This window comes from Paenibacillus polymyxa, assembly GCF_018614975.1.
Lineage (GTDB): Bacteria > Bacillota > Bacilli > Paenibacillales > Paenibacillaceae > Paenibacillus > Paenibacillus polymyxa_E.
Genome location: NZ_JAGGNR010000008.1, coordinates 759,986 through 785,090, shown reverse-complemented (window position 1 = coordinate 785,090; position 25,105 = coordinate 759,986). Strand labels below are relative to the sequence as shown.

The window sequence follows — 25,105 nt, the reverse complement described above, 5'->3', positions numbered from 1 at the left end:
GATCTTGGTAGCAGAAAAGCCACTCTCGAATGGCTTATGCGTTAAGTAACACGCAGGCGCAAGCTTTATATGAATCCGAAGGATATGCACAGGATACCCAATTCATGTATTATGAACATAATGTATAAGAGGTTGTACCAAAAGACGAACTATATAAATGAATGGCAGACTCGTGTCGTCGGGAACAAGGAGGGGAGTCGCAACATGATGCAGTGGATTGCCATGATCACGATGTTAATAGATCATATAGGGGCTGTCTTTTTTCCACATATTATAGAACTGAGGATTATAGGTCGTATCGCTTTTCCAATCTATGCTTTTGCAGTGTATATCGGTTATAAACATACACGAGACGTACAAAAATACATATGGCGGCTGTTCTGGATCGCGATCATATCACAGGTGCCGTTCATGGCTGCGTTTAATCATTATTCTCTGAACGTGGTATGGACATTGTGGTCAGCCCTGTTGGTATTATTCGTTATTGATAAATTACCATCTAAACTACTGGGGATTCCTATTGTAATTGGAGCAGGTTGGTTCATGGAAATTAGCCAGATGGATTACGGGATGTACGGGTTGTTATTGGTTCTGTTATTCCGTTATTTCCAGGGTCCTGTGCTTGTCGTGGCACATGTCTTGTTAAATGCACTATATCTTCTGCTGCATAACAGCTCTGTGCAAATGTATAGTGTGCTCGCAACCGCCGGCATTGCTATTGCTCAGTATTACCAAGCGGGATTCCGTATGAAGGGGCCACGTTGGGTCTGGCGCTATTTCTATCCAGCGCATCTTGTCATCATTGCAATTATCCGATGGGTCTGAAAGAATGATCCAAAAATGCGAAGTAAAGAAGCCATCTTATCGTCAGTGAATGACGATAGATGGCTTCTCTTCGTGTGACCTTATTAATTAATTGCTAATGATAGAGTGAACTTACTCCATTGCTGTAGAAGTGCCATTATGGCGCCGAATTGCAGTCGGGAAATACCCAATCTGAACGGCGTAGTCTAACATGGCGGAGATGAAGCGATCGTCTGTTCTCGCACATGAGATTCCGGCAGGTTCCACATAAGCCGTTGTGACAGGGCAAGCATAGACATATGCTGAATCCTTCGCACCGTCACCTTCGAGCTGTGCAATAGCCAACTGAAGAGCTTCCGGCTCCTTGCTGATGCTGGCATCGAATAACCAACGTGTGTAATCCGCAAAAGGTAGCGTTTCAACTTCATAACCAGCCCGATTCACAGAACGGATCAGCTCATCATAGCGGATCGGCTCCGGATTACAGATGTGGAATACACGACCTGCTGTATCCTGACGTAAGGCCAGATGAACAATGGCTTCACTTGCATAATCGATAGGTGTAAAATCAACCATCCAGTTCGCGGCAGGAGCCTTGCCGAGCAATAACATCGCTTTGATCATGCGATAAAAGGCGTTGCTATCAATATTGGACTGGAAGCGCCCAGTTTCGGAGTGGCAAGTGAGATTACCTGCACGATAGATGCTGACAGGTACACCTTGCTCGGCGGCAATCATGAGCACTTTCTCGGCTTCAAGCTTGCTGTCCGAATACAGGTTGTCCACATGCAAGTCAGCAGGGAACCGATCATATTGCAACGAGGATTCCCATTGTCCGCTGAGTGCGAGATCTTCCGGAATACCCATCGTGGATACATGGTGGAAGGAAGCACCTGGTTTGCTGTGAATCAAGTCTAGCAATGCGACCGTTCCTTTCACATTCGTTTTGGCGAACTGATCGGCATCGCCGAAATGACGGACGTCTGCAGCGCAGTGGATGACACGGTCAATTCGTTCCTGAACATAAATTGTTTGGTCAGCGGACAGACCGAGATTAGGTTGTTCGAGATCCCCTTCTATAATCTCCACGCGAGTGGAGAGCTGGTCAGTCAGTTGTTTGCCGAAATAGCCTTCCAGCACTTTAGTCAAACGTTCCATTGCAGTTATTCCATTGGATGGTCGACGAACAAGGGTGTAGATTCGTGTACTGGAATTCAGAATTAACTGTTGCAGCACATGAGAGCCCAGATAACCAGTCGCTCCGGTCAGTAACACATGCTCAGGTTCACGAATGAGCGGATAACCTAACTGGGATGTTAGCTCGACAGGGTGTTCGGATAATTGTGTAATCATGCCTTCGGTCACCACTGAATCCGTAACTTCTGCAGGACTGAGAGACAATACTTCCACACGACGAGCGAGAGCGCGGACTGTTTTCTCGGCAAAGAAGTCGGCAATTTTCAGTTGCGGATAATGTGGCTTCAGAATGACCAGTACATGAATGACCCGGAGTGAATCACCACCGATATTGAAGAAGCTGTCTTCGACACCGAAGTCATCATGCTGAAGGATTTCTTTCCATGCGTCCAGGATAATGGATTCCGTCTCCGTCTCAGGCATGACCCGGTCAGGACGATCTTCATGTCTTTCCACATGAGGCAGGGATACCATCGCTTTGCGATTGATTTTTCCAGTTGGTGCAATCGGCATTTCATCCAGCTGACAGATCCACTTCGGTACAAAATAAGAAGGAAGTTTCTCCGTCAGTTCTGCCTTGATGTCCGAAACAGAAAGGGTACTGCCATCTTTCGATGTAAAGTAACCAACCAGCATATTTTGTCCATCGGATTCTTTCTTCGGAATGACGGCAACGTTCTGGATCTGATCAAGCCGTGCAAAGTGATCTTCAATCTCTCCGATCTCAATGCGGTGACCACGAATTTTTAGCTGTGAGTCACTGCGACCAACATATTCCAGCAACCCGGTATCCAGCAATTTGGCAATATCGCCAGATTTGTAGATTTTCGCACCTATCGCAAACGGATTCTCAATGAATGCTTGCTTTGTACGTTCTGGCTGATTCAGATAACCTTTGGCCAGTGCAGGGGTAGCAATATATACCTCACCAGGTACACCTGCCGGACAGAGCTGTTGTTCTTCATTTACAATGTATACTTTGTAGTTATGAATCGGTTTACCAATGGGGATGTTCACCACATGTTCTGGAACCTGCTCACTTATGCGGTGAGTAGCTGTGGCTACTGTACATTCGGTAGGTCCATACACATTAACAATATCAATCTGGTTTCCAAATTTGCGCTGGAAGGCACGAACCTGTTCACCATATAGGGCTTCTCCGGCTACAGTAATGATTCTGACTTTGGCCAGCTTGTGGAAACCTTCATCGGATAAGTAGGAAGCAAGCTGATTGAAGAAAATCGTAGGCAGTATCGTAATGATGGTTGTTCCTGTCCGTTCGATTGCACTTGCGAATTCTTCAACGGATACACGTTCTTCCGCAGACAACAGATATAATTCTGCTCCATAGAACAAGGCGCCAATGGTATCCCACACGGATGCATCGAAGCTGTATGTAGCAAACTGGGTTAATACATCACCTGGTTGAATGTCACAATCACGCTGAACCACACTGCCAAGATTGGTTACACCCCGGTGGGCAATCAGTGCACCTTTGGGTTTACCGGTCGACCCTGACGTGTAGATAATATACGCAAGATCGTCTGGCTGTATATCCAGATTGGGGTTACTTGCTGCAAATCCGGCTAAACGACCATCCACAGCGAGAATCTGACGGACTGTAGCTATACTGGAGAACAAGCTGGAAGCTTGGGCAAACGAGGCTTCCGTTGTCAGCACGAATGAGGACGCCGTATCTGCCACGATATAACTGTTACGTTCTTGTGGATGCTCAGGGTCGATCGGAACATATGCACCACCTGCCTTCAGAATACCAAGCAGGGAGATGATGGTCTCCGGACTTCGATCCATAAAGATACTGACGAATTCACCTTTCTGCAATCCGTTGGATAACAGAACACGTGCAACCTGATTAGCTCGTTCATTCAATTCCCTGTACGTATAACTTTTGAATGGCGATGTTATCGCCGGTGAATCCGGATATGCTGCTGCCGTTGCTTCGAACCAGCCATGAACCGTCTGATTCTCTGGTTCGAGAACAGAAGTATCATTCATTTCACGGTAAAGCAATCGATCTGAGGCGGAAAGAATATCTACCGTACCGATTGCTTTCTCACCGTCACGCATAAGGGCGAGTAGAAGAGTCTGATAATATTCTGCATATCTCAGCACGGTAGACTCTTTCAACAGTGAACTATCATAGAACAGATCGAGGATGAGCATGTTCTGATCATCTCGAACGTTCCAGTTTAATATTTGAGGAGCTTGAGGCAACTGTACACTATTCAGCATAAAAAACGTTTCAGGGTATCCACCGTTTTGCAACGTGTATTCAATCTTGAGCTGCTCTGACACCTGATGACATAGTTGGCTGAAGGTCAATTTCCCCTGAATCTGTAATGAAAGATAGGAAGCTGCCTGATCGGGGGAAAGTATACCTATGGCAAGTTCCTGTTCAGCTGACAATCGGAATAACAAGGCTGCATAAGCTGAGAGGAGTATCGGGTACACCATCTGTTCTCCATACTTCTGTTTAAGTTCACGGCTCAGAGAAGCATGTAATGTGATTTGAGCAGACTGATAGGAGAATGATTGTTGACGTCGCCCAAAATCCAGTGGAATCTGCAGAACTGGCAAGCTGGATTCCATGGAATGGGAAGAAGATGGTTGTTTTTCAATCACTTCAGTTATTCCTCCTTGGTTCAAACCGAATGTTTGTGGATATACATTATTGTTTGCTTACATTGAAATGAGAGATCAGTTCTTGCAGTTCCTCAGACATGCTGTTAAGGCGTGTGGAGGAGTCTACCAGTGTTATTAAAGATGCTTTCTGCTCATCAACAGATAAGGAAATTTGTTCACTGCTGTTTGCTGTTTTACTTACGCTTGAAGACAAATCATCCGCTGTAGCGGTCATTTCCTCCGTACCCGCAGAGATTTCTTCCGTCGCACTTGATACTTCCTGAATCTGATTAGATACTTTTTTCGCTGCTTCTAAAATATCTTCGAACAGTTGTCCTGTTTGATCGGCTACGCTGAGCCCTGTATCTACTTCTGACGTACCTTGTTCCATTGCACGTACAGCTTGTTTAATTCCAGCTTGAATCTCTTGGATCAATACGCCAACCTGGCTGGTCGCTTGTTCAGACTGCTCGGCAAGTTTGCGTACTTCACCTGCAACAACTGCAAATCCTCTTCCTTCTTCACCAACACGAGCTGCTTCAATGGATGCATTAAGAGCAAGCAAGTTTGTCTGGCTGGAGATTCCCGAGATGATATTGAGAATATCGCCGATTTCCTGTGAACGACTCTCCAGAACCTCAATGGCAGAAGCGGTATTCTTAACCGATTCCGTAATCAGATTCATCTGTTCAGATACCTGACGGACAACGCTATTACCTTGTTGCGAACGACGTTCCATCTCATAGGCTTCATCCGCTACACTTGCCGAGCTGCTGGCAATCGTCTGGATTACGGTAGCCATCTCGGACATGGCACGTGCACTATCCCGGGTTGCCTGTTCCTGTGAACGAATGTTGGAAGTGATTTGAGTCACATTATTATTAATGGAATCTGCATTCTCACTGTTGCGCTCGGAAACTTCATATAACTCTTTGGCAGACTGATTTACTTCTTGTGATGTGATTTGCACTTTTACGATAGTATCGTTGATTTTGCGAACCATGGTGTTGAACTTCTCGTTAACGAGTCCCAGATCGTCTTTGCCTGTCGGAATGTTGACATTCAAATTACCCCGACTGACGTCATCAATTCCTTTGATCAAGTGACGGATAGGGGAAAGTGTGTTTTTAACTACAAGGTATTGGATAATCAGGAATAACAGCAAGAAGGCCACAAGGATGATAATTCCGTTTTTGAGCAAGGAGTTCAGTCCCGCGGGTACGGCTGATGCATCTGCATCAACGGCAAAATATGAGAAAATCTTACCGTTGCTGTCTTTGATTGGATATGCAATGGTTGTCCATGTACCGAAATCATCGGAATAAAATGTTGTGAATGTCGGGCGATCCGTATTAAGCATTTCTTTCAGTGCATTGGCTACAACGACCGGTTGCTCATACATGTCACCAATATTTACGTTCTCACTTTGAAAAGCCTCTCTTAGGTTGGTCGGCATCGCTACAAGGGAAGTTAATCTCTTGTTATCGCCACCGAGCTCAACACCGAAGATGTAGGCTTGTGCAATGTTAGGATAATATTCTTGCATCTCATCGAAATACGCTCGTAATTTCGTTTGTGTTGCTCCGTCATAACCGCCTTCATCAATAGCAGCTTGTACATCGGCTGGGTTGATATCTTCAGCCCACTTCTTGGTGATTTGTGCAACCTGTCCATGCAATTGATCGACTAGAACCGTTTTCTGAAAATAGTAACTGCTTGCGATAAGTGCTACCCCGATGATAATGATATTCGTAAATGAGAGTAACAAATTTTTAGAAAAAAATGACATGCTTTTCCAGCTTAATGATTTCACTAAATTCCACTCCTGATCTTCTTTAAATTAAGAAACTTTAGGGTTGCTTTGGTACAGTGAACTAGATCATTCCATAATCCCCTCCAAAGGAAATTTATGCGACCATGGTCTTGGATTATCAGTCGCTTTCGTAGAGACTTATGTACCGTATGAACCATAGGTGTCTAATTATTAAAACACATCTATAATTAATATGTCGTATAAAATGTCGTTAAATTGAATAGTATCGTTAAATATATTTTAATATTTTACGTATTTATGGACATATCAGATGGTTTATAGGTATTTAGAACTGTTTATTTTTAAATTTCCCATTTTTTAGCTTCATTCTGTATTCTATAACATGGTGGGTAAAAATACATCCTTCAACAAAACAAAAATATGTTGGCAAAGATGCAACAGAAGGCACGGATATACATCGGAAGCGGTTTTATCTATAATAACTACATATGCATTTCTCAAATTATGAGCAGCGGGGGTTTATAGATGAATCTTAAACAGATAGCAGCAGAGCGTGCGGCAGAATATGTTGAAGATGGAATGAAGGTTGGATTAGGTACAGGTTCAACAGCTTATTATGCCATCTGCCGAATCGGTGAGCGCGTGCGTGATGGACTGAACATTCAAGCGGTTGCCACTTCGGAGGCTTCGGACAAGCTTGCCCGTGAATGGGGGATTCCCATCGTCCCATTTGACCAGATTGGACGTCTGGATCTGACCATTGATGGCGCTGATGAAGTCGATCCCGAATTTAACCTGATTAAAGGGGGGGGCGGGGCTCTTCTGCGTGAGAAAATCGTGGCGGCCAATAGTGACAAATTGATTATTGTAGCGGATGGCAGCAAAGCCGTGCAAAAGTTGGGGAAATTCCCGCTTCCGGTTGAGGTTGTTCCATTTGCTTCTGAGTGGACCTTCCAGGCGCTCGAAAAACTGGGGTGTCAACCACAGTGGCGGATGGATGGACAGCAACGTTATCGGACGGACAACGGAAACCTGATAGCGGATTGCCACTTGGAGGCGATTGATCACGCTGCGGACCTGAATGTTCAATTGAACATGTTACCAGGTGTTGTTGATAACGGGCTATTTGTTGATATGGCCAGTACAGTCATTCTTGCCAATGCGGACGGAAGTATTGAAGAGCTTCATCGTTCTTAATACAGTGATGACGAACCTGAATGGAAGCAATGGGATGCACCCTATTACCCACTTAAACACGAAAGTTATGAAAGTTTTGAACAAGGTATGCTCAAACGGTTGGACGTAGATCCAAGTGATTCCAAACCGGTATCGATCCGTATTATAGAATCCGACAGACAAATTGTGGGTACAATCAGCTATTACATAGAAGATGAGTTATCCATGTGGCTGGAAATGGGGATTGTAATATACAGATCTGTCCAGTGGGGACGCGGGGTTGGCACACGCTCACTTGTCATGTGGTCAAGTCATTTGTTCGAACAGATGCCTTTGGTTCGGGTTGGATTGACTACTTGGTCTGGTAATGAACGTATGATGCGTGCGGCTGTGAAAGCCGGATTACAGGTGGAGGGGCGAATGCGGAAGTGTCGCATCGTTCGAGGGCAGTACTATGATTCAATTCGTATGGGGATGCTCCGTGAGGAGTGGGAGCAGAAGCTGGCCTCTCATACGAGCCGAAATGTAAACAACTGATGGAGGATTATTGAAATGCTGAACACGGAGGACAACCGGGAACTGTCTTTACAATTATTTGTGGTTCTTGTTCGGGCCTACAATTCTGTGACCTCACGTTCCAATCGGGACATCCAGAGTCATGGTCTGAATACGACAGAATTTGGTGTGCTTGATTTGTTATATCATAAGGGACCACAGGCATTGCAAAAGATTGGTGAAAAGGTGTTAATGTCCAGTGGTAATATTACGTATGTTGTAGATAAGTTGCAAAATAAAAATCTGTTGTTTCGTCGACCATCCAAGGAAGATCGGCGTGTCATTTACGCTGAGTTAACCGAGGAAGGAAGAGAATTGTTCACACAGATATTTCCTCAACATCATCAGGTCATCATTGATGCTTTGGAAGGACTTGATCCTTCCGAGAAAGTGGATGCGATTAAGATGTTGAAGAAGCTGGGACTGGCGGCAGAAGGGAAAACTGACTTGCGTTCATAACGCAGGTCAGTTTTTTTTGTGGAACTCCAAAAGTACAGGCTTATACTGGCTGGCTGACTTGCAAGGCCCTCCATAAAATAGGAAGATTGTTCTATACATTCATCGTGTGTAAAACATGATTATCGAAAGTTCATGTATAATGGAACAGAACGATTAAGAGCGGAATGGATGGATTGGATCAAGTAGAAGAACCTATCCCGATTGGAAGTCAGTTACTTGGAGTCACAGGCGGGTTACATCAACGAATCCATGCCATATGGAAATGCCGCGCAATCGTACTTGCAGTGTTTGTTTGAGAATAAACGGAAAGAAGCGTTCGAGATCATTGAAGCCCAGTTAGAAGCTGGGGTGACGATTCGTGATATTTATCGATATATCTTTCAGCCCACCCAATATGAAATTGGACGATTGTGGCAATGCCATCGTATCAGTGTGGGGCAAGAACACTTTTGTACGGCAGCGACCCAGTCATTCATATCACGTCTCTATTCTCGCTGGTTGATTCATACGGGTCAGGATAGAAGGCTAGTTGCTATCTGTGTAGCAGTGAACAACATGAGATCGGACTGCGTATGCTCACAGATGTGTTCGAGATGGAAGGTTGGGATACCGATTATCTAGGAGCCAATGTTCCCAATGGAAGTGTAATAGAGGCTATAGAGTGGCATCAGGGCGATGTTGTTGGACATGTATCGTACCGAAACATCTGGCAAGATTGAGGTGATGCGCAGACATATTGTGTCCGGCGACCATGTTGCTGCATCCGAGTAGCCCATGATCTGAAATCAGGAAGTTTGAGTCTGGGGATTCGTTATTTATCTACTTTGTTTGCCCGGATAGAGCAATTCGCGAAGGAAGGTCAATCACGGAAAGCAGAACCTTTGCTGGATGCTTTGTTACCCGCCTATCAAGCAGCATGTGAGTCACTGCAACGAGTAAGTAAAGATTGAACATATCTTAATAAGGAAAGAGGGTAGGGCTCGTTCATGTTATTCTACGTACTTGCAGCACTGGTGCTGATCGTTCTTGCTCTTTTGTGGGCAGGTGGGCTTTATTTCTTCAAAACGGCCATTCGCCGTACACCAAAAACGTTTTTGGTGGATAATCCGAATCTGATGCCTGAACCGGACAATGAAATCATTAGCAGTGCTTCTGACCTGAAGTGGTTGGATGCTCAGCCTACAGAAGAAATATCTCTTCAATCACATGATGGATTAAAACTGTATGGTACATGGCTCGGTTCCAATAAAGGGTCGGATCAGACGGTTATTCTGGCACATGGTTATTCGGGTAGAGGCAGAGAAATGGCTGGATTTGCCCGGTTTTATGCGGAAAAGCACGGTTATAACGTACTTATGCCAGATGATCGAGGTCATGGACAGAGTGAAGGTGATATCATCGGTTTTGGCTGGTTAGATCGGAAGGATTATGTCCAGTGGACCAACTGGGTGCTTGAAAAAGTGGGTACACAAGGGGAAATCATATTGCACGGCATATCCATGGGAGGAGCAACCGTACTGATGACAGGTGGTGAAGTCCTGCCGATTCAGGTTAAAGCGATTGTCTCTGATTGTGCGTATACCTCCGTAGAAGAAGAACTGACATTCCAGTTAAAGCAATTATACAAACTTCCTGCATTTCCGTTTATACCTGTCACAAGTCTGATCTCCCGGTGGAAAGCAGGGTATTCCTTTAGAGAGGCTTCGGCTCTTAAGCAGCTTGCCAAAGTTAACGTTCCCGTGTTATTCATCCACGGTGAGGCTGATACGTTTGTACCAACGGAAATGGTGTACAGATTGTATGAAGGTTGCCCAACCAAAAAGGAATTGCTGACCGTCCCCCGTGCGGGTCATGGCACAGCGTTTCAAGTTGATCGCACTGGATATGAGGCTGCACTGGAATCCTTTATGAAGAACAATCTGTCGCAACCAGCATCCGTAATCAAATGATTCTCGTATTGTATTATGGGTATTCATTGATAGGACAGATGTGGAAGGAGGCGGAAGATGGCGCGCACACAAAGGAGATGTTCTTACTGCCATGAGGGAATGGAAGAAGATGAGTTTAAGTGCAAATCTTGTGGTAATCTGGTTACCACAAAAACGACAATGCCTGAACAACCTTATATGACCGAATATGAAGAATCGGTATTGGATCGTTATTCCATCGTCTTGCTTGTACTGATTACGCTTTTTCTCGCTCCGGTGGCTATTTCCATTGGTGGAGTCATGTTATTTAACGACAGTTCATACAAGAGGGATACGGGTAAATTGCTTGTAACGGCTGGATTCGTCATCATGATCATTTTTTCAACCATTCTATTCGCCGGTACTGGGACATTGACGTTTAACTTCTAAACGATGGGGGTGTTTTAATGGGAAACGAACAATTTGAGGCTGCGCGAAAAGCAGAGGCAGGTTATCATTCAAATTTCTATCAGAATAATGAATTATTCGCCTCCGGTACCTGGATGTCGAGGCCCATGCCTATGGTGATGGATATGCTGGAACGTCTACTTGCTCACAAGGAGGAATTGCGTGTCCTCGATCTGGGATGCGGAGTGGGAAGGCATACGATACCGATTGCACAGCGTCTTGCAAAAACGAAGAGTGAAGTCATCGGTGTGGATTTGCTGGATGAGGCCATAGACGGACTTCGCAAGTATGCGAAAGAATATCAGGTTGATCATATCGTGCGGGCAGTGAAAGCAGATGTTGAACATTATGCTGTGGAGCCAAACTATTTTGACTATATTGCTGCATGTTCTTGTCTGGAACATGTCTCAAATAAGCAAGCCTTCATGGAAGCGATAGACCGGTTACAGGCCGGAACTCGTACAGGGGGCATACATTGTATTACGATGAGTACCAATGTGGAGGAAAAAGAAATCAATACAGACAAGGAGATTGAACCATTAATTGAGCTGAACCTGCCCACAGCCGAGGCTATTGGTATACTGGAGAAGGCTTACAAAGGCTGGAATATTCTGCTTCAGGAACAGGTTACACAGACGATTGAAGAGGAAAAGTATGATGAACCGACACAATTTCGTTGTGAACTGCTTCGTTTTGCTGTACAAAAGCAATAAACTCTCTGCCGGGACCTGACAATGGACCCGGCACTTTTAATGTGTGGTCTGAAGGGAGATCGTTAAGGATGAATACATATGTAATAGGGATGGAGGAGGTAGCCACACGCGTGTGGCTGTCGCAGATCAGAACGGGAAGATTTTATCCTATGTGAAAAAGAATGGTTGCAACCGCTATCACGATACCAATGCTGAGCAAAATGTGCTGGAGGGTATCGGAGTTGAATCGGCACACGACTTGAACTTTTAGAGGCTAACGTCTACAATACGATAACGGAAACAAGCAAGGTATAGGAGGAATCAAGGTGTTAATTAATCTGAAATCACGCATACAGGAGCCGGAAGTACAGGAACTGTTGTCCTACTCGGTCTTTCCTGATCCGGATCACTTGAACCGTGCGTTGCAACAATATGTAGAGAAAGACGAACTGCAAATGGCCGGTTACGAAGATGAGGGACAATTGATCGGTCTGATCGGATATGAGAAGACAGGAACAAGTGAGGTTACCATTCATCATATCTCGGTTTTGCCTGAAAACCGCTTTAAAAATTATGGACGTGGTATGATCTCACAACTGTTGGCAACATACAATCCTGATAGACTGATTGCTGAGACCGAGCTGGAAGCCGTCGAGTTTTATCGGAATACGGGGTTTGTGGTATATAGTCTGGGTGAATTATACCCAGGTGTGGAGCGATTCCGTTGTGTGCTTGAAAAAGAGGAAGATACTGACGAAGAGTAGCACAGAGGCATTTTATTACTTTAAGAAATAAATGGATTATAACCATTACAGGATGTTGGATTTGGCAATCAGCTGAGTCGGACGTCCTGTTTTTTTGTCGTTTTCATCAAAAAAGCAGGAAAAAAGTATTGCTTTATAAGATTGTTTCATTATAGAATAGTTTCACAGAAGAATAGTTCGTTAAGCGAACTATATGGATTCGGGAAAGGAGAATGAAGAATGAATACACCTGATGCAAAAAGTTTGGTGAACCGTTATTTGGATGCTTCTTTTCTGGTAAACAAGCGGTTCGATACGCGGATACGCGAACAAGTGGGGCAGACCATAACGACCGATCAGTTCTGTGCACTTCGTCTGATTGAAGAGAAACCTTCCTGCACACCCTCCGATCTGGCAGAGCTTCTGTGCATAGGCAAGAGCAGCATTACCGCTTTGGTCAACAAGCTGGTAGATCGCGATTTGGTCCATCGGGCAGGGGATGAACGCGACCGCCGCGTTGTATATCTGACACTGACGGATACCGGACGACAGGTATACAGGGAGACAGAACAGGAAATACAGCAGATTCTGGAGCCGTATCTGGTTCATTTTACACCGGAAGAGGTTCGAATTTTCATTGAATCTTTTGAGAAGCTTGCAGCTTTGCTAACGCATGAAGGAGGACAGGAGAACGAATGAGAGCGATACTAAAAGCAAGATGGTGGTTAATGGGGCTATGGGTTGTTGTAGCTGCCGTGTTGATGTTTACTGCCCCTAACATGAGTGAACTGATTCGGGAAAAGGGACAGTTTTCGGTTCCGGAAGGGTACTCTTCCACCCAGGCAGCAGCGATTTTGAATGAAGCTGCAGCACAAAAAGGAGAGCAGCAAGGCAGCCAGATCGCTCTTGTATTTTATAATCCGGAAGGTCTGGGTACTACAGGGAAACAAGAGGCAGAGAAGGCCGTTAAGCGATTGGAGGCCGACAAGGAGAAGCTGGGCATTCTGTCCATTCTGGAACCTTTCTCTCAGCCTGAATTGTCAGAGAAGATGATCTCAGCTGATGGCAAAACGATTCTAACATCGCTATCCATTGATCAGGGAGATCGTACGGTCAAGGAAATGCGGGAAGACCTGAATGAAGCATTGAAGTCCGTCAATGTGGAGCACTACATAACCGGTAAAGGTCTGATTGATGAGGACACCATTGAAAGTTCACAAGAGGGGCTTAAGAAGTCGGAATATATTACTGTTGTCTTTATTTTACTTATTCTGTTCCTGGTCTTCCGTTCGTTTGTAGCTCCGTTTGTACCGCTACTGACGGTGGGGATCAGCTACATTGTATCGCAACAGATTGTCGCATTCCTGGTGGATGGGCTCGACTTCCCGATATCCACGTTTACACAGATCTTTATGGTCGCAGTCATGTTCGGGATTGGTACGGATTACTGCATCCTGTTGATCAGTCGGTTCAAGGAAGAACTGGCTCATCATGAGAATACGTGGGATGCCATCATTGCTACCTATCGTACTGCCGGTAAAACGGTACTCTTCTCAGCACTAGCTGTGCTGGTTGGATTCATTGCGATTGGCTTTGCCCAGTTTATGTTGTACCGCTCTGCGGTTGCCGTAGCTGTAGGTATTGCTGTGATGATGCTTGCTCTAGTTACCATCGTGCCATTTTTCATGGCGGTGCTGGGCAAGAAGTTATTCTGGCCGTCAAAGGGTTCACTTGAACATGCCGAGAGCAAGATCTATGGTGCAGCTGGTCGCTTTTCACTAAAACGTCCATGGGCTGCACTGCTCATCGTTGCAGCAGTCTGTGTGCCTCTTCTGGCAACCTACGATGGTAAATTGTCGTTCAACAGTCTCGATGAGATTGGTGAGAAATATGATTCCGTAAAAGCATTCAACATTATCTCTGACAGCTTCGGTCCGGGTGAATCGCTGCCAGGTCAGATCGTTATTCAGAACGATGAAGCGATGGATAATGCGAAGTATATGGCCGTTGCCGAGAAAATCAGCCGGGAAGTAGAGAAAGTAGCCGGAGTCTCTGGTGTCCGCAGTATGACACGACCTACGGGTGATGAGATTAAAGATTTTGAAGTTACACAGCAAGTCGGAACATTATCGGATGGACTGGGTGAAGGCAAGACGGGTCTGGACAAAATCCGTGATGGCCTGAGTGAAGCCAGCAGTCAGCTAAGTAAAAATGAACCACAGTTAAAAGAAGCTGCTGATGGAGCAGGTGAACTTACCAAAGGAACCTCCCAGTTGCAATCGGGTATCACGCAGCTAAGTCAGGGACTTGGGCAGATTGAAAAAGGCATTCGAGATGGTTCGGCAGGTGCAGGAGATCTGAAAGCAGGGCTCCAGCAAGCCAAAACGAGTGCAGATCAACTTGCGCAGGCGAACAATCAGTTGCTTGAAGCCTATCGTCAGGCGGGAGCAGGGGTCGCTGCACTGGAGGATGGAACCCGCGAACTGGAACAACAGCTGAACGGGGTTTCAACAGCTCTAACCAGTCTGTCTGAATCCTTCACAGTACTTGAAGAGCGTTATCCTGAATTGCAGCAAGATGCTGATTACCAGCGTATCAAAGGCACGATTGGTGAAACAGGTTCTGGTACAGCGCAGCTTGCTCAAGGTTTGGGTCAGATTAAGACCAAACTTGGGGAAGCCGCTGCTGGAATTAATCAGGCCAATGAAGGGTTTGCCTCCGCAGCAGCCGGACAAAAGGCGCTTGCCGATGGCCTGGGCCAGATTGTAACGGGAATCGGTCAGTTGCAATCCGGTCTCAAACAGGCTGCTGATGGTCAAGGGAAAGTTATCAAGGAGATACCATCCATTCAGAATGGACTTGGCCAGCTTCAGGGTGGACAGGAGAAAATTCAGCAAGGCTTCTCGGATCTGAGTGGTCAGCTGACACAACTGACAGATGGACTGAACCAGAGTGTCGATGGCATCAAGCAGGTTTCGGGAGGACTGGATTCAGCGCAGGACTACCTGACGCAATTGCAAAATTCACCAGATTCCGATCTGGCAGGCTGGTACGTTCCTGATGAAGCACTGAACAGCAAAGACTTCACACAGGTGTTTGATACGTATCTGTCCGAAGATCGGAAAACGATGACGATTGATGTTATTTTCGCCGAAAATCCATACGGAACAGAAGCCATTGATCGTGTTCCTGACATTGAGGCGGCAGTACATCGTGCGGTACAAGGCAGTACGCTTGAAAAAGCAGACATTGCCATAGGTGGCGTTACGAGTACGTTTGCAGATTTGCAGGAGATCTCGAATAACGACTATACACGTACTGTAATGCTCATGCTGGCGGGTACATTCATTATTCTGGTCGTGCTGCTTCGCTCGGTCATTATGCCATTGTATCTGATCGTTTCCTTATTACTGGCTTATTTCACATCGATGGCGCTAACCGAAGTGATCTTTGTTAATATCCTTGGATTCGCAGGCATTAGCTGGGTTACTCCGTTCTTCGGGTTTGTCATGCTGATTGCACTCGGTGTGGATTATAGTATCTTCCTGATGGACCGTTTCAATGAGAACAAAGGCATGAAGGTACAGGATGCGATGTTGTACGCGATGAAGAACATGGGCACCGTTATTCTATCTGCCGCGGTCATTCTGAGCGGTACATTTGCTGCCATGTATCCATCCGGTGTTCTCTCGATGATGCAGATTGCCACAGTAGTCCTTAGCGGACTGATCTTGTACTCTCTGCTGTTTCTGCCATTCTTCGTCCCAGTGATGGTGAAGATGTTTGGCCGGGCCAACTGGTGGCCATTCCCGAACAAGGAACAATCAGATTCCGTTGATTCGGATCGGACCATAGGCATGTAATGCATTGCAATGAATCAGGCTCTGCCGCGTTATGCGGCAGGGCTTTTTTCTTTTTTGCCCTGACAGGAAAGCTACAACTTGTGCAAAAGAAAGGTGCATGCCTAAGGACACCATCCCGCGCCTTGTCTTGCCACTCATCATAAGATATAGAGCAGTTCATTATTGTTCAGAGAAATCACAGCAGAGAGGAGCGGGCGGGATGGTATATCGATATGTGGCTATAGGCGATTCATTAACGGTAGGTACAGGAGCGTTGCTGGGCACCGGCTTTGTTCCTTTATATCGGCGAATGGCAGAAATGAATGTTCGTACGTTTGTATCCATGGAAAATATGGGCGTAAATGGACTGACGTCGGGGGAGATGTTGCAGATGATCTCTTCGCATCCTAGAGTGCGGCAATCGCTCCGTGAATCGGATATCATTACCATATCCATTGGCGGGAATGATCTGATTCGTACGTTTAAAGCAAGTAATGGCATTCCAAATGCCAGTAAAATGACACAGGTGCTGGGAGAAACCCGCAGTAATGTATCCCAGATCATGCGGCACATTCGGCAGTTAAAGGGCAACAATGAGTATATGGTCCGATCCATCGGATTGTACAACCCGTACCCACAAGCGACGGAAGCTGCGTACTGGGTGCGCCAATATAATTCGTTTTTGAATGGAGCGGGATCAGGTAACTATGCGTGTGCTCAGGTGTATGACAGGTTTGAAGGTCGTGAGCGTGAACTGTTGTTCTGGGACAGAGTACATCCCAATGCAAGAGGATATCGTGTCATTGCAGAGCAGCTTAATCGGACGGGATATTATCCGTTCTCTTGATCACTTTGGAACAGAACTAGACCAAGCGATGGACTTCCTTTAAGATAAATAGAAGACAGTTTCATTTTGTGAGATAAAGGGGTTAATTTTTGGTGCAAAACATCGATTCCGGTTCCTTCCATCCTTCAGAGCAGCAGCGTATATCCGAAGTGTTGGCCTTATATGGTTTCACATCGGATTGGAAAGGCGAGCGTGGAAAGGGTGGAATGAATAATTCAACTTACATGCTCCATGTAGACGGGACTAATTACGTCATGAGACAATATGAAACACATAATGATCCGATGAAAATTGCCTTTGAACACGAGGTGCTGGAAGCCCTCCAACGTTCGAACTTTATGCTTGATACACCTTCACCTGTAAGGCGGTTATCTGGTGAGGGAGGTACATTCCTTTCTGTAAAAGATATCCTGACTGGTCATACCAAAATTGTGACTCTGTTTCAATATAGGGAAGGCGTCAATCCCATCTGGCATACACCAGATCAATTGATTGGGCTCGGTAAAGCGGCAGGCGCCCTGTCTTCTGTTATGGCTACGCTGGATATACCATTTGAACCTGTGTATCCACCATACTATCGAATTCAGGATGCGTATCCGCTCTGTTCACCAGAACGATTATTACAGCTATGCACATCGCCGCCGGAGCAATTGGCCGCATGTGCGAATGAGCTGAAGCAACTGAGAGATGCGCTGCCAGATCTGTTTGAAGCTCTGCGGGGAATGGAACATCTGCCGCATCAATTGGTTCATGGGGACGTGAACGCTTCGAATGTATTGGTAGATCAGCAGGGTGGTGAAATCTGTGCCATTTTGGATTTTGAATTTGCGACATGGGATTTGCGGGTAATGGAGCTGGCTGTTCCGATGTCTGACCTCCTTACCATGGACAAGAGTGAAGATTGGATGTGGCAGGCACAGGAGGGACTGATCAGGGGATTTCGGGAACAGGCCAGCCTGGAACCGGAAGAGTTGCTGGCCATACCTCGATTGATTTTGCTGCGCAGTCTGGATGTGGTCATGCATTTCATCAGTCGGATGTTCGAGGGTACAGATGAGCCAGAAGTGGCTGTGGAGCAGATTGTAAAACTCAAACAGCGGATTGACTGGATGCGTCTTCATGAAGAACGACTGCGTGAGATATTGGTGTATTAATATCGTTGTTAAGAATAAAGTGCACTGGTTCTGCTCATACGAGGGCAGAGAACAGTGCACTTTTATTGGTTAGAAAAGTGATATATGAAAATCACAGCGTATAGCGGATGACATTACAATCCACGTTTGCGGAACCAACTGCGGACAGCCCACCGGCGCTCCTGACGTTTTTTGTATTTGGGCAACGAACGATAAACATTCAACGATTGCTCGTATGCCTGTTTTGCATCAGCATTGCGCCCAAGGGAACGGTGAACCGAGCCAAGCAGATAATAAGCTTCACTGGAAGAGGAATGAATCTCCTGAAACTGATGCACATAATCCAGCGCTTTGTCCTCATGGGTATCTTTGAAGGCTCCAGCAAGGGTTAGGTACGGACGTCCGTACTTGACTCTGGGGTTGATCTCGAGGGCTTGCAAAATATGACGTTCGCCTTTTTCGATGTTGCCCAAATGAAGCTCAGTTGTCCCTAATGCCTCCCAGTACTCAGCCGATTGTTCGTATGGGCGCTCCAGTTCAAGCAATAACGCATGTGCCTCATTGTAACGCTTGCGCTCAATTAACAGGCGAGCCAGTTCCAGCTTGGAAGAAACTTCATTGGGACTCATGGCAAGCTGTTGCCGAAGCCGGGAGATGTTACGCATACGTTTGAGAGGTTTGGTGAAGCTTGGGAACACCCCAACGTAACGACGATCCAGGAAATACAGAATAACGAGTAAAATGAGGATGGCGATGAACGGATTACCTACAATCCGCCATAGAAGCCCAAAGATAAGAAATTTAATAAGCACAGGTTCAACTCCATTTATGATGTAATACAGACCGAAATTATCATACCACATCTTCCATATGAAAGAATATGTGGATATATATGATTAGGGCGTGGACCTATGTTCCAGGCTGGTTCTATTTTAACGTGAACTGTTCATGGTTCTGCGGTAAGCTGCGGGCGTTGTGCCGGTTAATTTTTTGAATTGACGGTAAAAGTGGGGCAGGCTGTCAAACCCGCAAGCATCGGCAACGGCTGCCATCGTCTCATCACCTTGCACCAGATGCTCTTTCGCCATAATAACTCTTCGCGCTAATGTGTAATCCGTGAGAGTCATCCCCGTGTATCGTTTGAAGGCACGACTGAAATGGGCAGGGGATACAGAGGCGTACTGCGCCAGTTCAGGGAGGGAAAGGCCATTCCGAAGGTTATCATCAATATGAGAGATCGTAGAAGAGAGCCAGGAAGGACCCGGAGCGGATTTACCCGGATTTGCAGGTCCCGCAGCTTCCAGACGTTCCAGAAAAATGAGCAACAGTTGCAGCCTTAACAGGGCCGCATGTGCGCTTAGATGATGACCGAGCTGGAATTCGGTCTGAATATCATCAATGAGGGCGGCCACCTGTAATTGCTCCTCTGTGTTCAAATGCCTCTTATACAAGCGTTGTTTACGACAACGTTCAAACAGGCTTAGCAAAGAAGAAGCAGCACCTCCGGCGGTGGATGCCAGCAAGCCCGGGCTGAAGAACAATGCGGAAGATGTGACAGGATTGCCTGCATCCGGCAAGGCTCGATGAACCGTGCTGCCCGGTATAATGAACAGATCTCCTTCTTGCATATTCTCAAGTCCCGTATCAATAAAGATGCTTCCCTGACCCCGATATACATAGATAATTTCATGCCAGTCGTGAAGGTGATCTGGCAATTCGTTCTGAGGGGATTTGGTGTCGCTGTACACCAGGCGGAACGGAATACCGGATTCTGCCTGAATAGTCGTACGAACAGGTGAACGTTCCATATAGACTCCTTTCCAGACGATCGTCTTCAACGAGATGTTATACCTGGTCATGAGAGAGTATATTTACCGCAATATAAGCAATTTAATTTCCTTTTATTGATGATACAATGAATTTAAAGCGTTTACAATAAAAGGGTGCAGAGCCTTCGAGCTGCATTCCGACAGTACAAATAATCGATGAGGTGAGTGTCCATGTCGGCAAGCACAAAACGGCCAAGGTTGAAGCTGAATTTACTGGGGAGCGATGGTCAGCGCAAGTGCAAGGAGATTATGGAGCGTCCTGTGAAGGTTTTGCAGATTGGAGAAGGTAATTTCTTACGAGGATTTGCAGACTGGATGCTTCATGAGAGTGCCAGACAAGGCAAATTCCATGGAAGTGTAGCTGTTACGCAACCACGACCGGGAGGCAAGGCCAAGCTGGAGCAGATTCGAGATCAGGACGGATTATATACGATGATTACGCGAGGGCTGTCTCAAGGAAAGCCGGTTGAGCGGACAGAGTTGATCTCCATTTTCTCACAGTGTATCAATCCGTATGAGGAATGGGATGCCTTTCTGAACTTGGCGGAACTGCCTTCACTTGAGTTCGTTATTTCCAATACAACCGAATCAGGATTGAAATATACGTATGCGGACTATATCGAGGGTGAACCCGTCCAATCATTTCCGGGGAAATTAACGGTTTTCCTGTATCAGCGATATTTGAAATTTGATGGTGATCCATCCAGAGGTTTGATTCATCTGCCATGCGAGCTGCTTGAAGGCAATGGTGACGTGCTTCGTAGTTGTGTTCTCCGTCATAGTGAGGATTATGGTTATTCGGATGGCTTCCGTTCATGGATCGAGAACCATAATCACTTCCTGAACAATCTGGTAGATCGAATCGTAACAGGTGCGCCGACCCAGGAGGAAGCCGATTCCCTGACGAATCGCTGGGGGTACGAGGATCAGTTGATTAATACGGCAGAGCCCTATCATTTCTGGGCCATTCAGGGTGATGAATCATTGGACAAAAAACTTCCTCTCAAGCAGGCAGGTCTCAATGTACACTGGGTGAAAGATCTGAAGCCTTTTCAGGTACGCAAAGTTCGTATTTTGAATGGGGCACATACCTTAATGTCATCACTAGGTATTCTCCAAGGCAAGCAGCATGTGAGAGAAACGATGGAAGATCCACATTTTGGCACATGGATCAGGGAAGCTGTGCATCAGGAGATCGTCCCTGCTCTGGATATGCCCGATCATCAACTGGACCAGTATGCAGAAGAAGTGTTCGAACGGTTCCTTAACCCGTATATTGATCACAAATTGCAAGATATTGCTTTGAATACGATCGGAAAATTCAAGGTTCGTGTGCTGCCTACACTTTTGTCTTACGAGCAACATCAGGGAAGTTGGCCAGAACGTTTAATTCAAGGGTTTGCTGGATTATTGTGTCTCTATCGTCCGGTAAATACGCCAGAGGGTTACAAGGGACAACGACTGAATGGAGAGGACATTCTGCTGCGGGATGACCCGGATGTCCTGGCTGCTTTGGCTGCACACTGGGAAGGTTATGACACGCTTAACAGGGATCAGAAGCAACTGGATAACCGGGTGGCGGCTGTGTTGTCGGATACCCTGATCTGGGGCGAAAATCTGGATGCAAGAGAAGGGCTGCGTGCAGTACTTGTTCGTGAAATCGGATTGTTGGAAGGTGAAGGGAAATGAACACAACAAGTACAATCAATGACTGGATTGCCATTCAACCACAGGATGATGTCATTATAGCGCTTCGGGATTATGCCAAAGGAGAACGTATTACATTGCCAGACGGTGTTTCCTTTACACTGCTCGATGACGTGCCGAAGGGGCATAAAATTGCTGTGCATACCCTGGCGCCAGGTGATGATGTGATGAAGTATGGTTTCTCCATCGGGATTGCCCAAGAGCAGATTGAGCAGGGAAGCTGGATTCATAGTCACAACCTGAAGACGGGTCTGCACGGATTGCTTGAATATGAATACCAACCGGGGGCCCAGGTTCAGACGGACACGCCTCCGGAACATCTGCGCTCATTCGATGGATATTTACGTCCCAATGGTGAAGCAGGTATTCGTAATGAAATCTGGATTGTGAATACGGTTGGATGTATCAATAAAGTGTGTGAAGCTTTGGCACGTATGGGTCAGTCACAGTTTGGAAGCCGGGTAGATGGTGTATTTCACTTTCCACATCCATTCGGGTGTTCACAGCTTGGTGATGATCTGAAGTATACACAACAGTTGCTGGCCTCCTTGGTGGAGCATCCGAATGCAGGAGGCGTGCTTGTCATCGGTCTGGGCTGTGAGAACAATCAGGTCGATGAATTCCGTGAGTGTATTGCTCCGGAATACCGCGGCAAAGTAAGGTTTCTCAAAGCACAGGAGACGGATGACGAGCTTGAGGAAGGGCTTCGACTAATGGAAGAACTTGTGGAAATCGCTGAACATGAACAGCGGCAGCCGCTTCCGCTCAGCAAACTCAAAATTGGTTTGAAGTGTGGCGGTTCTGATGGTTTATCGGGCATTACAGCCAATCCGCTGGTCGGTGCAGTTGCTGATATGCTGGTTGCTGCCGGGGGTACGGCGATTCTGACGGAAGTTCCGGAGATGTTTGGTGCAGAGACGATCTTAATGAATCGGGCTGCCAATGAGCAGGTATTTCACGATTTGGTGGATTTGGTGAACGGCTTCAAGCAATATTTTGTGAACCATGGCCAGAACATCTATGAGAATCCTTCACCTGGGAATAAGGCTGGTGGCATCACAACGCTTGAGGAAAAGTCACTTGGATGTACGCAAAAGGGAGGACGTTCTTCCGTAGTTGACGTTCTGCGCTATGGGAAACGTGTAACTCAAACCGGTCTAAACATTGTAGAAGCACCGGGTAATGATCTGGTGTCTGTTACGGCATTGTCTGCAGCAGGTGCACATATCGTGCTCTTCACAACAGGGCGGGGCACTCCCTTCGGAGGTCCGGTACCTACCGTCAAGATTGCGACCCAATCCGATCTGGCCAATCGCAAAAAACACTGGATTGACTTTAACGCAGGCCAGCTGTTGGAGGGGCAGACGATGGATGAGGTCAAAGTACAGCTGTTCAGCCAGCTGATTGACATTGCTTCAGGACGGTCACATACACTCAGTGAGCAGCATGGATTCCGGGAAATTGCCATATTCAAGGATGGCGTGATTCTCTAAATCCATTCTGGATGGAGAGTGTTAATCGTCTGGGTTACATTAGATGGTGAACCACAGCCAGTTCCGGTTGAAATCTGCACGACAACCGGAATTGGCTTTATTTAGATTCCACGGATGCCAAGCGCTTTGGAGATGCTTGATAATGCAGCGGGTGAGGCATGTTGCTGTAGTTGCGTAGCCAACAGTTCACGCGCCTCTTCTATGCTGCCTTCGAATGGCTTAATGCCATGACGTTGCATCCAGTGATCTGCGGTCTCATATGCGGAGCTGTTCCATGCGACTTTGCCTTCGGCGAGCCCCTCTTTTTCTTTGGTTCCACTGATTACAATGGCTGCACAGCCCTGAAGGTCCAGAAGTCCACGGTCAAATGTTTTTTTGTCCTCTTTTGCTCCGAAACCGGCTTGTGATCGCAAGGCACGTCCATCGATGCCTTCCTGTTCTGCAACTAACGCATGGAGTTTGAAAGCTTCACGGGAGAGCAGACCTGCTTCATACTGTTCCTTGATGGTTCTGGAGTCGGCAAGCAGTCGGTGTACCCAAGGGAAGTATTCAGATGAGACAAGAAGCGCTTTCTTTTTTACAAATTTTCCATATGCAGCAATGCCCTCTTCAGCCAGGCGTGAACGCCATAACCAAGGATCGAGTTCATCATCCTTGTGCCAATGTTCTTTGGGGGTTAGCGATGCCAGAGAAGGATATTCTGCAAATAGGGGTGCCAGAGGCAGCAGCCCTATAGACTGGATACGCTGTACTGCTTCTTCGTACGTTATAACGGCTTCATATGTCATGATTTCAGTAGGCTCCTTTTCGTGTGTAGTCAGGCTAGGACTTGGTTGAAGCAAGGTATCTCCGGCTCACTTCCTCGGCATGCTGACGAATCTCGCTGCGAAGTTGGAGGGGTTCGATCACTTCGGCTTCACGTCCCAATCGGTAAAAGAATCGTACGGCCCAGTCCCATTCCCCTGGTGGACAAAGGAATGACAATTCCCAGAGATCCGGGGCAATTTCAATCATCTTTTCGCCGATATGCTCGTCCTGTTCAGCTTCAATCATTCCCCGATAACTCAGTTGTGCCTTAACCAGGGTTGGCGGCTGTTCTGGAGGGATCGGCTTGCTCTGCTGTTGGTCCGCCTGTTCGTTAAGCACCTGTGCTTCCTGTGGTTCGATCGCCTTGACTTCAATAATTCGATCAACCCGGAACAGACGCTGTTCACCATGTTCGATGGAATATGCTTCACAGTACCAGAAGCCGGAGGAAGCATATACCCGTGTGGGACAGATATACAACCATCGCTGACGCGATACGGAGCGATATAGCACACTAAGCCACTCGTGTTCGGGTATGCAAGCCAGCAGTGCGTCCAGATGAGGAAGAATGTAATTGCGGTCTGGAATATGATGATGCAGCTGTTTGAGCATGGGATCAATTCGCGACATGATATCATCCGGAATAATGGCCTTAACTTTGTTCATCAAGGTCCAGCGTTTCTCATGAAAGGGCGTATCCGCGTAGCGACTCAGACCCTCAAGAGCGAATATGAGCGTCGCTGCCTCTACCGGGTCCAGCTGTAGTGGGGGTAATACGTAACCCTCCATAAGTCTGAAACCGCCTCCCGGACCCGAAATGGCAATAATGGGCACGTTCATCTCGGAGAGGGACTGAATATCCCGGAGAATCGTGCGACGGGACACCTCAAATTTCTCGCCTAATGAGTGTGCCGTTTCGTGACCATGTTGTAATGCCATTACGATGGCAGCAAGCCGATTTGTTCTGTTCATGTCAGCCACTCCGTTTCGATCTGCGCCGCCGGAAAGTGATGTCGTAGTTCTATTTCT

23 protein-coding genes and 1 pseudogene are annotated in these 25,105 nt (G+C 46.6%); 18 read left to right on the top strand and 6 right to left on the bottom strand.

Annotated features, from left to right (window positions below; all coding sequences use genetic code 11):
* Positions 1 to 204: 204 nt before the first annotated feature.
* Positions 205 to 825 (top strand): TraX family protein, encoded by a 621-nt coding sequence (locus J7E78_RS06930; protein WP_251034843.1) that lies wholly within the window; start codon positions 205 to 207, stop codon positions 823 to 825.
* A 111-nt stretch (positions 826 to 936) separates the two neighbouring features.
* Here J7E78_RS06930 and J7E78_RS06925 read toward each other — a convergent pair whose 3' ends face one another.
* Positions 937 to 4,611 (bottom strand): non-ribosomal peptide synthetase family protein, encoded by a 3,675-nt coding sequence (locus J7E78_RS06925; protein ID WP_251034881.1) that lies wholly within the window; start codon positions 4,609 to 4,611, stop codon positions 937 to 939.
* A gap of 79 nt (positions 4,612 to 4,690) precedes the next feature.
* Positions 4,691 to 6,433: a methyl-accepting chemotaxis protein gene (locus tag J7E78_RS06920; RefSeq protein WP_215075568.1), complete on the bottom strand. Its 1,743-nt coding sequence runs from the start codon at positions 6,431 to 6,433 to the stop codon at positions 4,691 to 4,693.
* A 510-nt stretch (positions 6,434 to 6,943) separates the two neighbouring features.
* Between J7E78_RS06920 and rpiA the strand changes: the two genes are divergently transcribed.
* The 15 genes and pseudogenes from rpiA (at position 6,944) to J7E78_RS06850 (ending at position 18,261) form a co-directional block, all read left to right on the top strand.
* On the top strand, positions 6,944 to 7,615 hold the full coding sequence (gene rpiA / locus J7E78_RS06915) for a ribose-5-phosphate isomerase RpiA (protein WP_215075512.1): 672 nt from the start codon (positions 6,944 to 6,946) through the stop codon (positions 7,613 to 7,615).
* A gap of 27 nt (positions 7,616 to 7,642) precedes the next feature.
* A pseudogene (locus J7E78_RS06910) lies at positions 7,643 to 8,131 on the top strand (GNAT family N-acetyltransferase); the annotation flags it as partial.
* A 15-nt stretch (positions 8,132 to 8,146) separates the two neighbouring features.
* The gene (locus J7E78_RS06905; protein WP_017689273.1) at positions 8,147 to 8,608 is read left to right on the top strand and encodes a MarR family winged helix-turn-helix transcriptional regulator; all 462 of its coding nucleotides are present in this window, start codon (positions 8,147 to 8,149) and stop codon (positions 8,606 to 8,608) included.
* A 216-nt stretch (positions 8,609 to 8,824) separates the two neighbouring features.
* Positions 8,825 to 9,229 carry a cobalamin B12-binding domain-containing protein gene (locus tag J7E78_RS06900; RefSeq protein ID WP_251034842.1) on the top strand — a complete coding sequence of 135 codons (405 nt, stop codon included), beginning with the start codon at positions 8,825 to 8,827 and terminating at the stop codon, positions 9,227 to 9,229.
* Positions 9,181 to 9,327: a hypothetical protein gene (locus J7E78_RS29285; RefSeq protein ID WP_311516948.1), complete on the top strand. Its 147-nt coding sequence runs from the start codon at positions 9,181 to 9,183 to the stop codon at positions 9,325 to 9,327. Before J7E78_RS06900 ends, J7E78_RS29285 begins: the two co-directional genes overlap by 49 nt.
* A 75-nt stretch (positions 9,328 to 9,402) precedes the next feature.
* Entirely contained in the window at positions 9,403 to 9,558 is a 156-nt protein-coding gene (locus J7E78_RS29980; RefSeq protein ID WP_215075511.1) for a hypothetical protein, read from the top strand.
* Positions 9,559 to 9,594: 36 nt separating this feature from the next.
* A complete protein-coding gene (locus J7E78_RS06890; protein WP_215075510.1) occupies positions 9,595 to 10,557 on the top strand; it encodes an alpha/beta hydrolase in 963 nt (320 codons plus the stop codon).
* 57 nt (positions 10,558 to 10,614) lie between these two features.
* Positions 10,615 to 10,965, top strand: coding sequence for a hypothetical protein (locus tag J7E78_RS06885; RefSeq protein WP_215075509.1), 351 nt, complete (start codon positions 10,615 to 10,617; stop codon positions 10,963 to 10,965).
* Positions 10,966 to 10,982: 17 nt separating this feature from the next.
* A complete protein-coding gene (locus tag J7E78_RS06880) occupies positions 10,983 to 11,696 on the top strand; it encodes a class I SAM-dependent methyltransferase (protein ID WP_215075508.1) in 714 nt (237 codons plus the stop codon).
* 112 nt (positions 11,697 to 11,808) lie between these two features.
* Positions 11,809 to 11,946 carry a hypothetical protein gene (locus J7E78_RS06875; RefSeq protein WP_215075507.1) on the top strand — a complete coding sequence of 46 codons (138 nt, stop codon included), beginning with the start codon at positions 11,809 to 11,811 and terminating at the stop codon, positions 11,944 to 11,946.
* A 55-nt stretch (positions 11,947 to 12,001) separates the two neighbouring features.
* A complete protein-coding gene (locus tag J7E78_RS06870; protein WP_215075506.1) occupies positions 12,002 to 12,439 on the top strand; it encodes a GNAT family N-acetyltransferase in 438 nt (145 codons plus the stop codon).
* A gap of 219 nt (positions 12,440 to 12,658) precedes the next feature.
* A complete protein-coding gene (locus tag J7E78_RS06865) occupies positions 12,659 to 13,117 on the top strand; it encodes a MarR family winged helix-turn-helix transcriptional regulator (RefSeq protein WP_215075505.1) in 459 nt (152 codons plus the stop codon).
* Positions 13,114 to 16,281 (top strand): MMPL/RND family transporter, encoded by a 3,168-nt coding sequence (locus J7E78_RS06860; RefSeq protein WP_215075504.1) that lies wholly within the window; start codon positions 13,114 to 13,116, stop codon positions 16,279 to 16,281. The genes J7E78_RS06865 and J7E78_RS06860 overlap by 4 nt, the downstream gene beginning before the upstream one ends.
* 199 nt (positions 16,282 to 16,480) lie before the next feature.
* Positions 16,481 to 17,107, top strand: coding sequence for an SGNH/GDSL hydrolase family protein (locus J7E78_RS06855; protein WP_215075503.1), 627 nt, complete (start codon positions 16,481 to 16,483; stop codon positions 17,105 to 17,107).
* A 92-nt stretch (positions 17,108 to 17,199) separates the two neighbouring features.
* Positions 17,200 to 18,261, top strand: a complete 1,062-nt coding sequence (locus J7E78_RS06850; RefSeq protein WP_215075502.1) for a phosphotransferase enzyme family protein — start codon at positions 17,200 to 17,202, stop codon at positions 18,259 to 18,261.
* Positions 18,262 to 18,374: 113 nt separating this feature from the next.
* Here the strand turns inward: J7E78_RS06850 and J7E78_RS06845 are convergent, their stop codons facing one another.
* Positions 18,375 to 19,052: a tetratricopeptide repeat protein gene (locus tag J7E78_RS06845; protein WP_311516946.1), complete on the bottom strand. Its 678-nt coding sequence runs from the start codon at positions 19,050 to 19,052 to the stop codon at positions 18,375 to 18,377.
* Positions 19,053 to 19,172: 120 nt separating this feature from the next.
* Positions 19,173 to 20,048 (bottom strand): helix-turn-helix domain-containing protein, encoded by an 876-nt coding sequence (locus J7E78_RS06840; RefSeq protein ID WP_215075500.1) that lies wholly within the window; start codon positions 20,046 to 20,048, stop codon positions 19,173 to 19,175.
* Positions 20,049 to 20,240: 192 nt separating this feature from the next.
* On the opposite strand from J7E78_RS06840, the gene J7E78_RS06835 reads away from it, so the two are divergent.
* Positions 20,241 to 21,758: a tagaturonate reductase gene (locus tag J7E78_RS06835; protein WP_215075499.1), complete on the top strand. Its 1,518-nt coding sequence runs from the start codon at positions 20,241 to 20,243 to the stop codon at positions 21,756 to 21,758.
* Positions 21,755 to 23,269 (top strand): UxaA family hydrolase, encoded by a 1,515-nt coding sequence (locus J7E78_RS06830; protein ID WP_215075498.1) that lies wholly within the window; start codon positions 21,755 to 21,757, stop codon positions 23,267 to 23,269. Before J7E78_RS06835 ends, J7E78_RS06830 begins: the two co-directional genes overlap by 4 nt.
* Positions 23,270 to 23,370: 101 nt before the next feature.
* Here the strand turns inward: J7E78_RS06830 and J7E78_RS06825 are convergent, their stop codons facing one another.
* Both J7E78_RS06825 and J7E78_RS06820 read right to left on the bottom strand, forming a co-directional pair.
* Positions 23,371 to 24,057, bottom strand: a complete 687-nt coding sequence (locus J7E78_RS06825; protein WP_215075497.1) for an AlkZ-related protein — start codon at positions 24,055 to 24,057, stop codon at positions 23,371 to 23,373.
* 34 nt (positions 24,058 to 24,091) lie between these two features.
* Positions 24,092 to 25,048 carry a helix-turn-helix transcriptional regulator gene (locus tag J7E78_RS06820; protein WP_215075496.1) on the bottom strand — a complete coding sequence of 319 codons (957 nt, stop codon included), beginning with the start codon at positions 25,046 to 25,048 and terminating at the stop codon, positions 24,092 to 24,094.
* Positions 25,049 to 25,105: the final 57 nt, after the last annotated feature.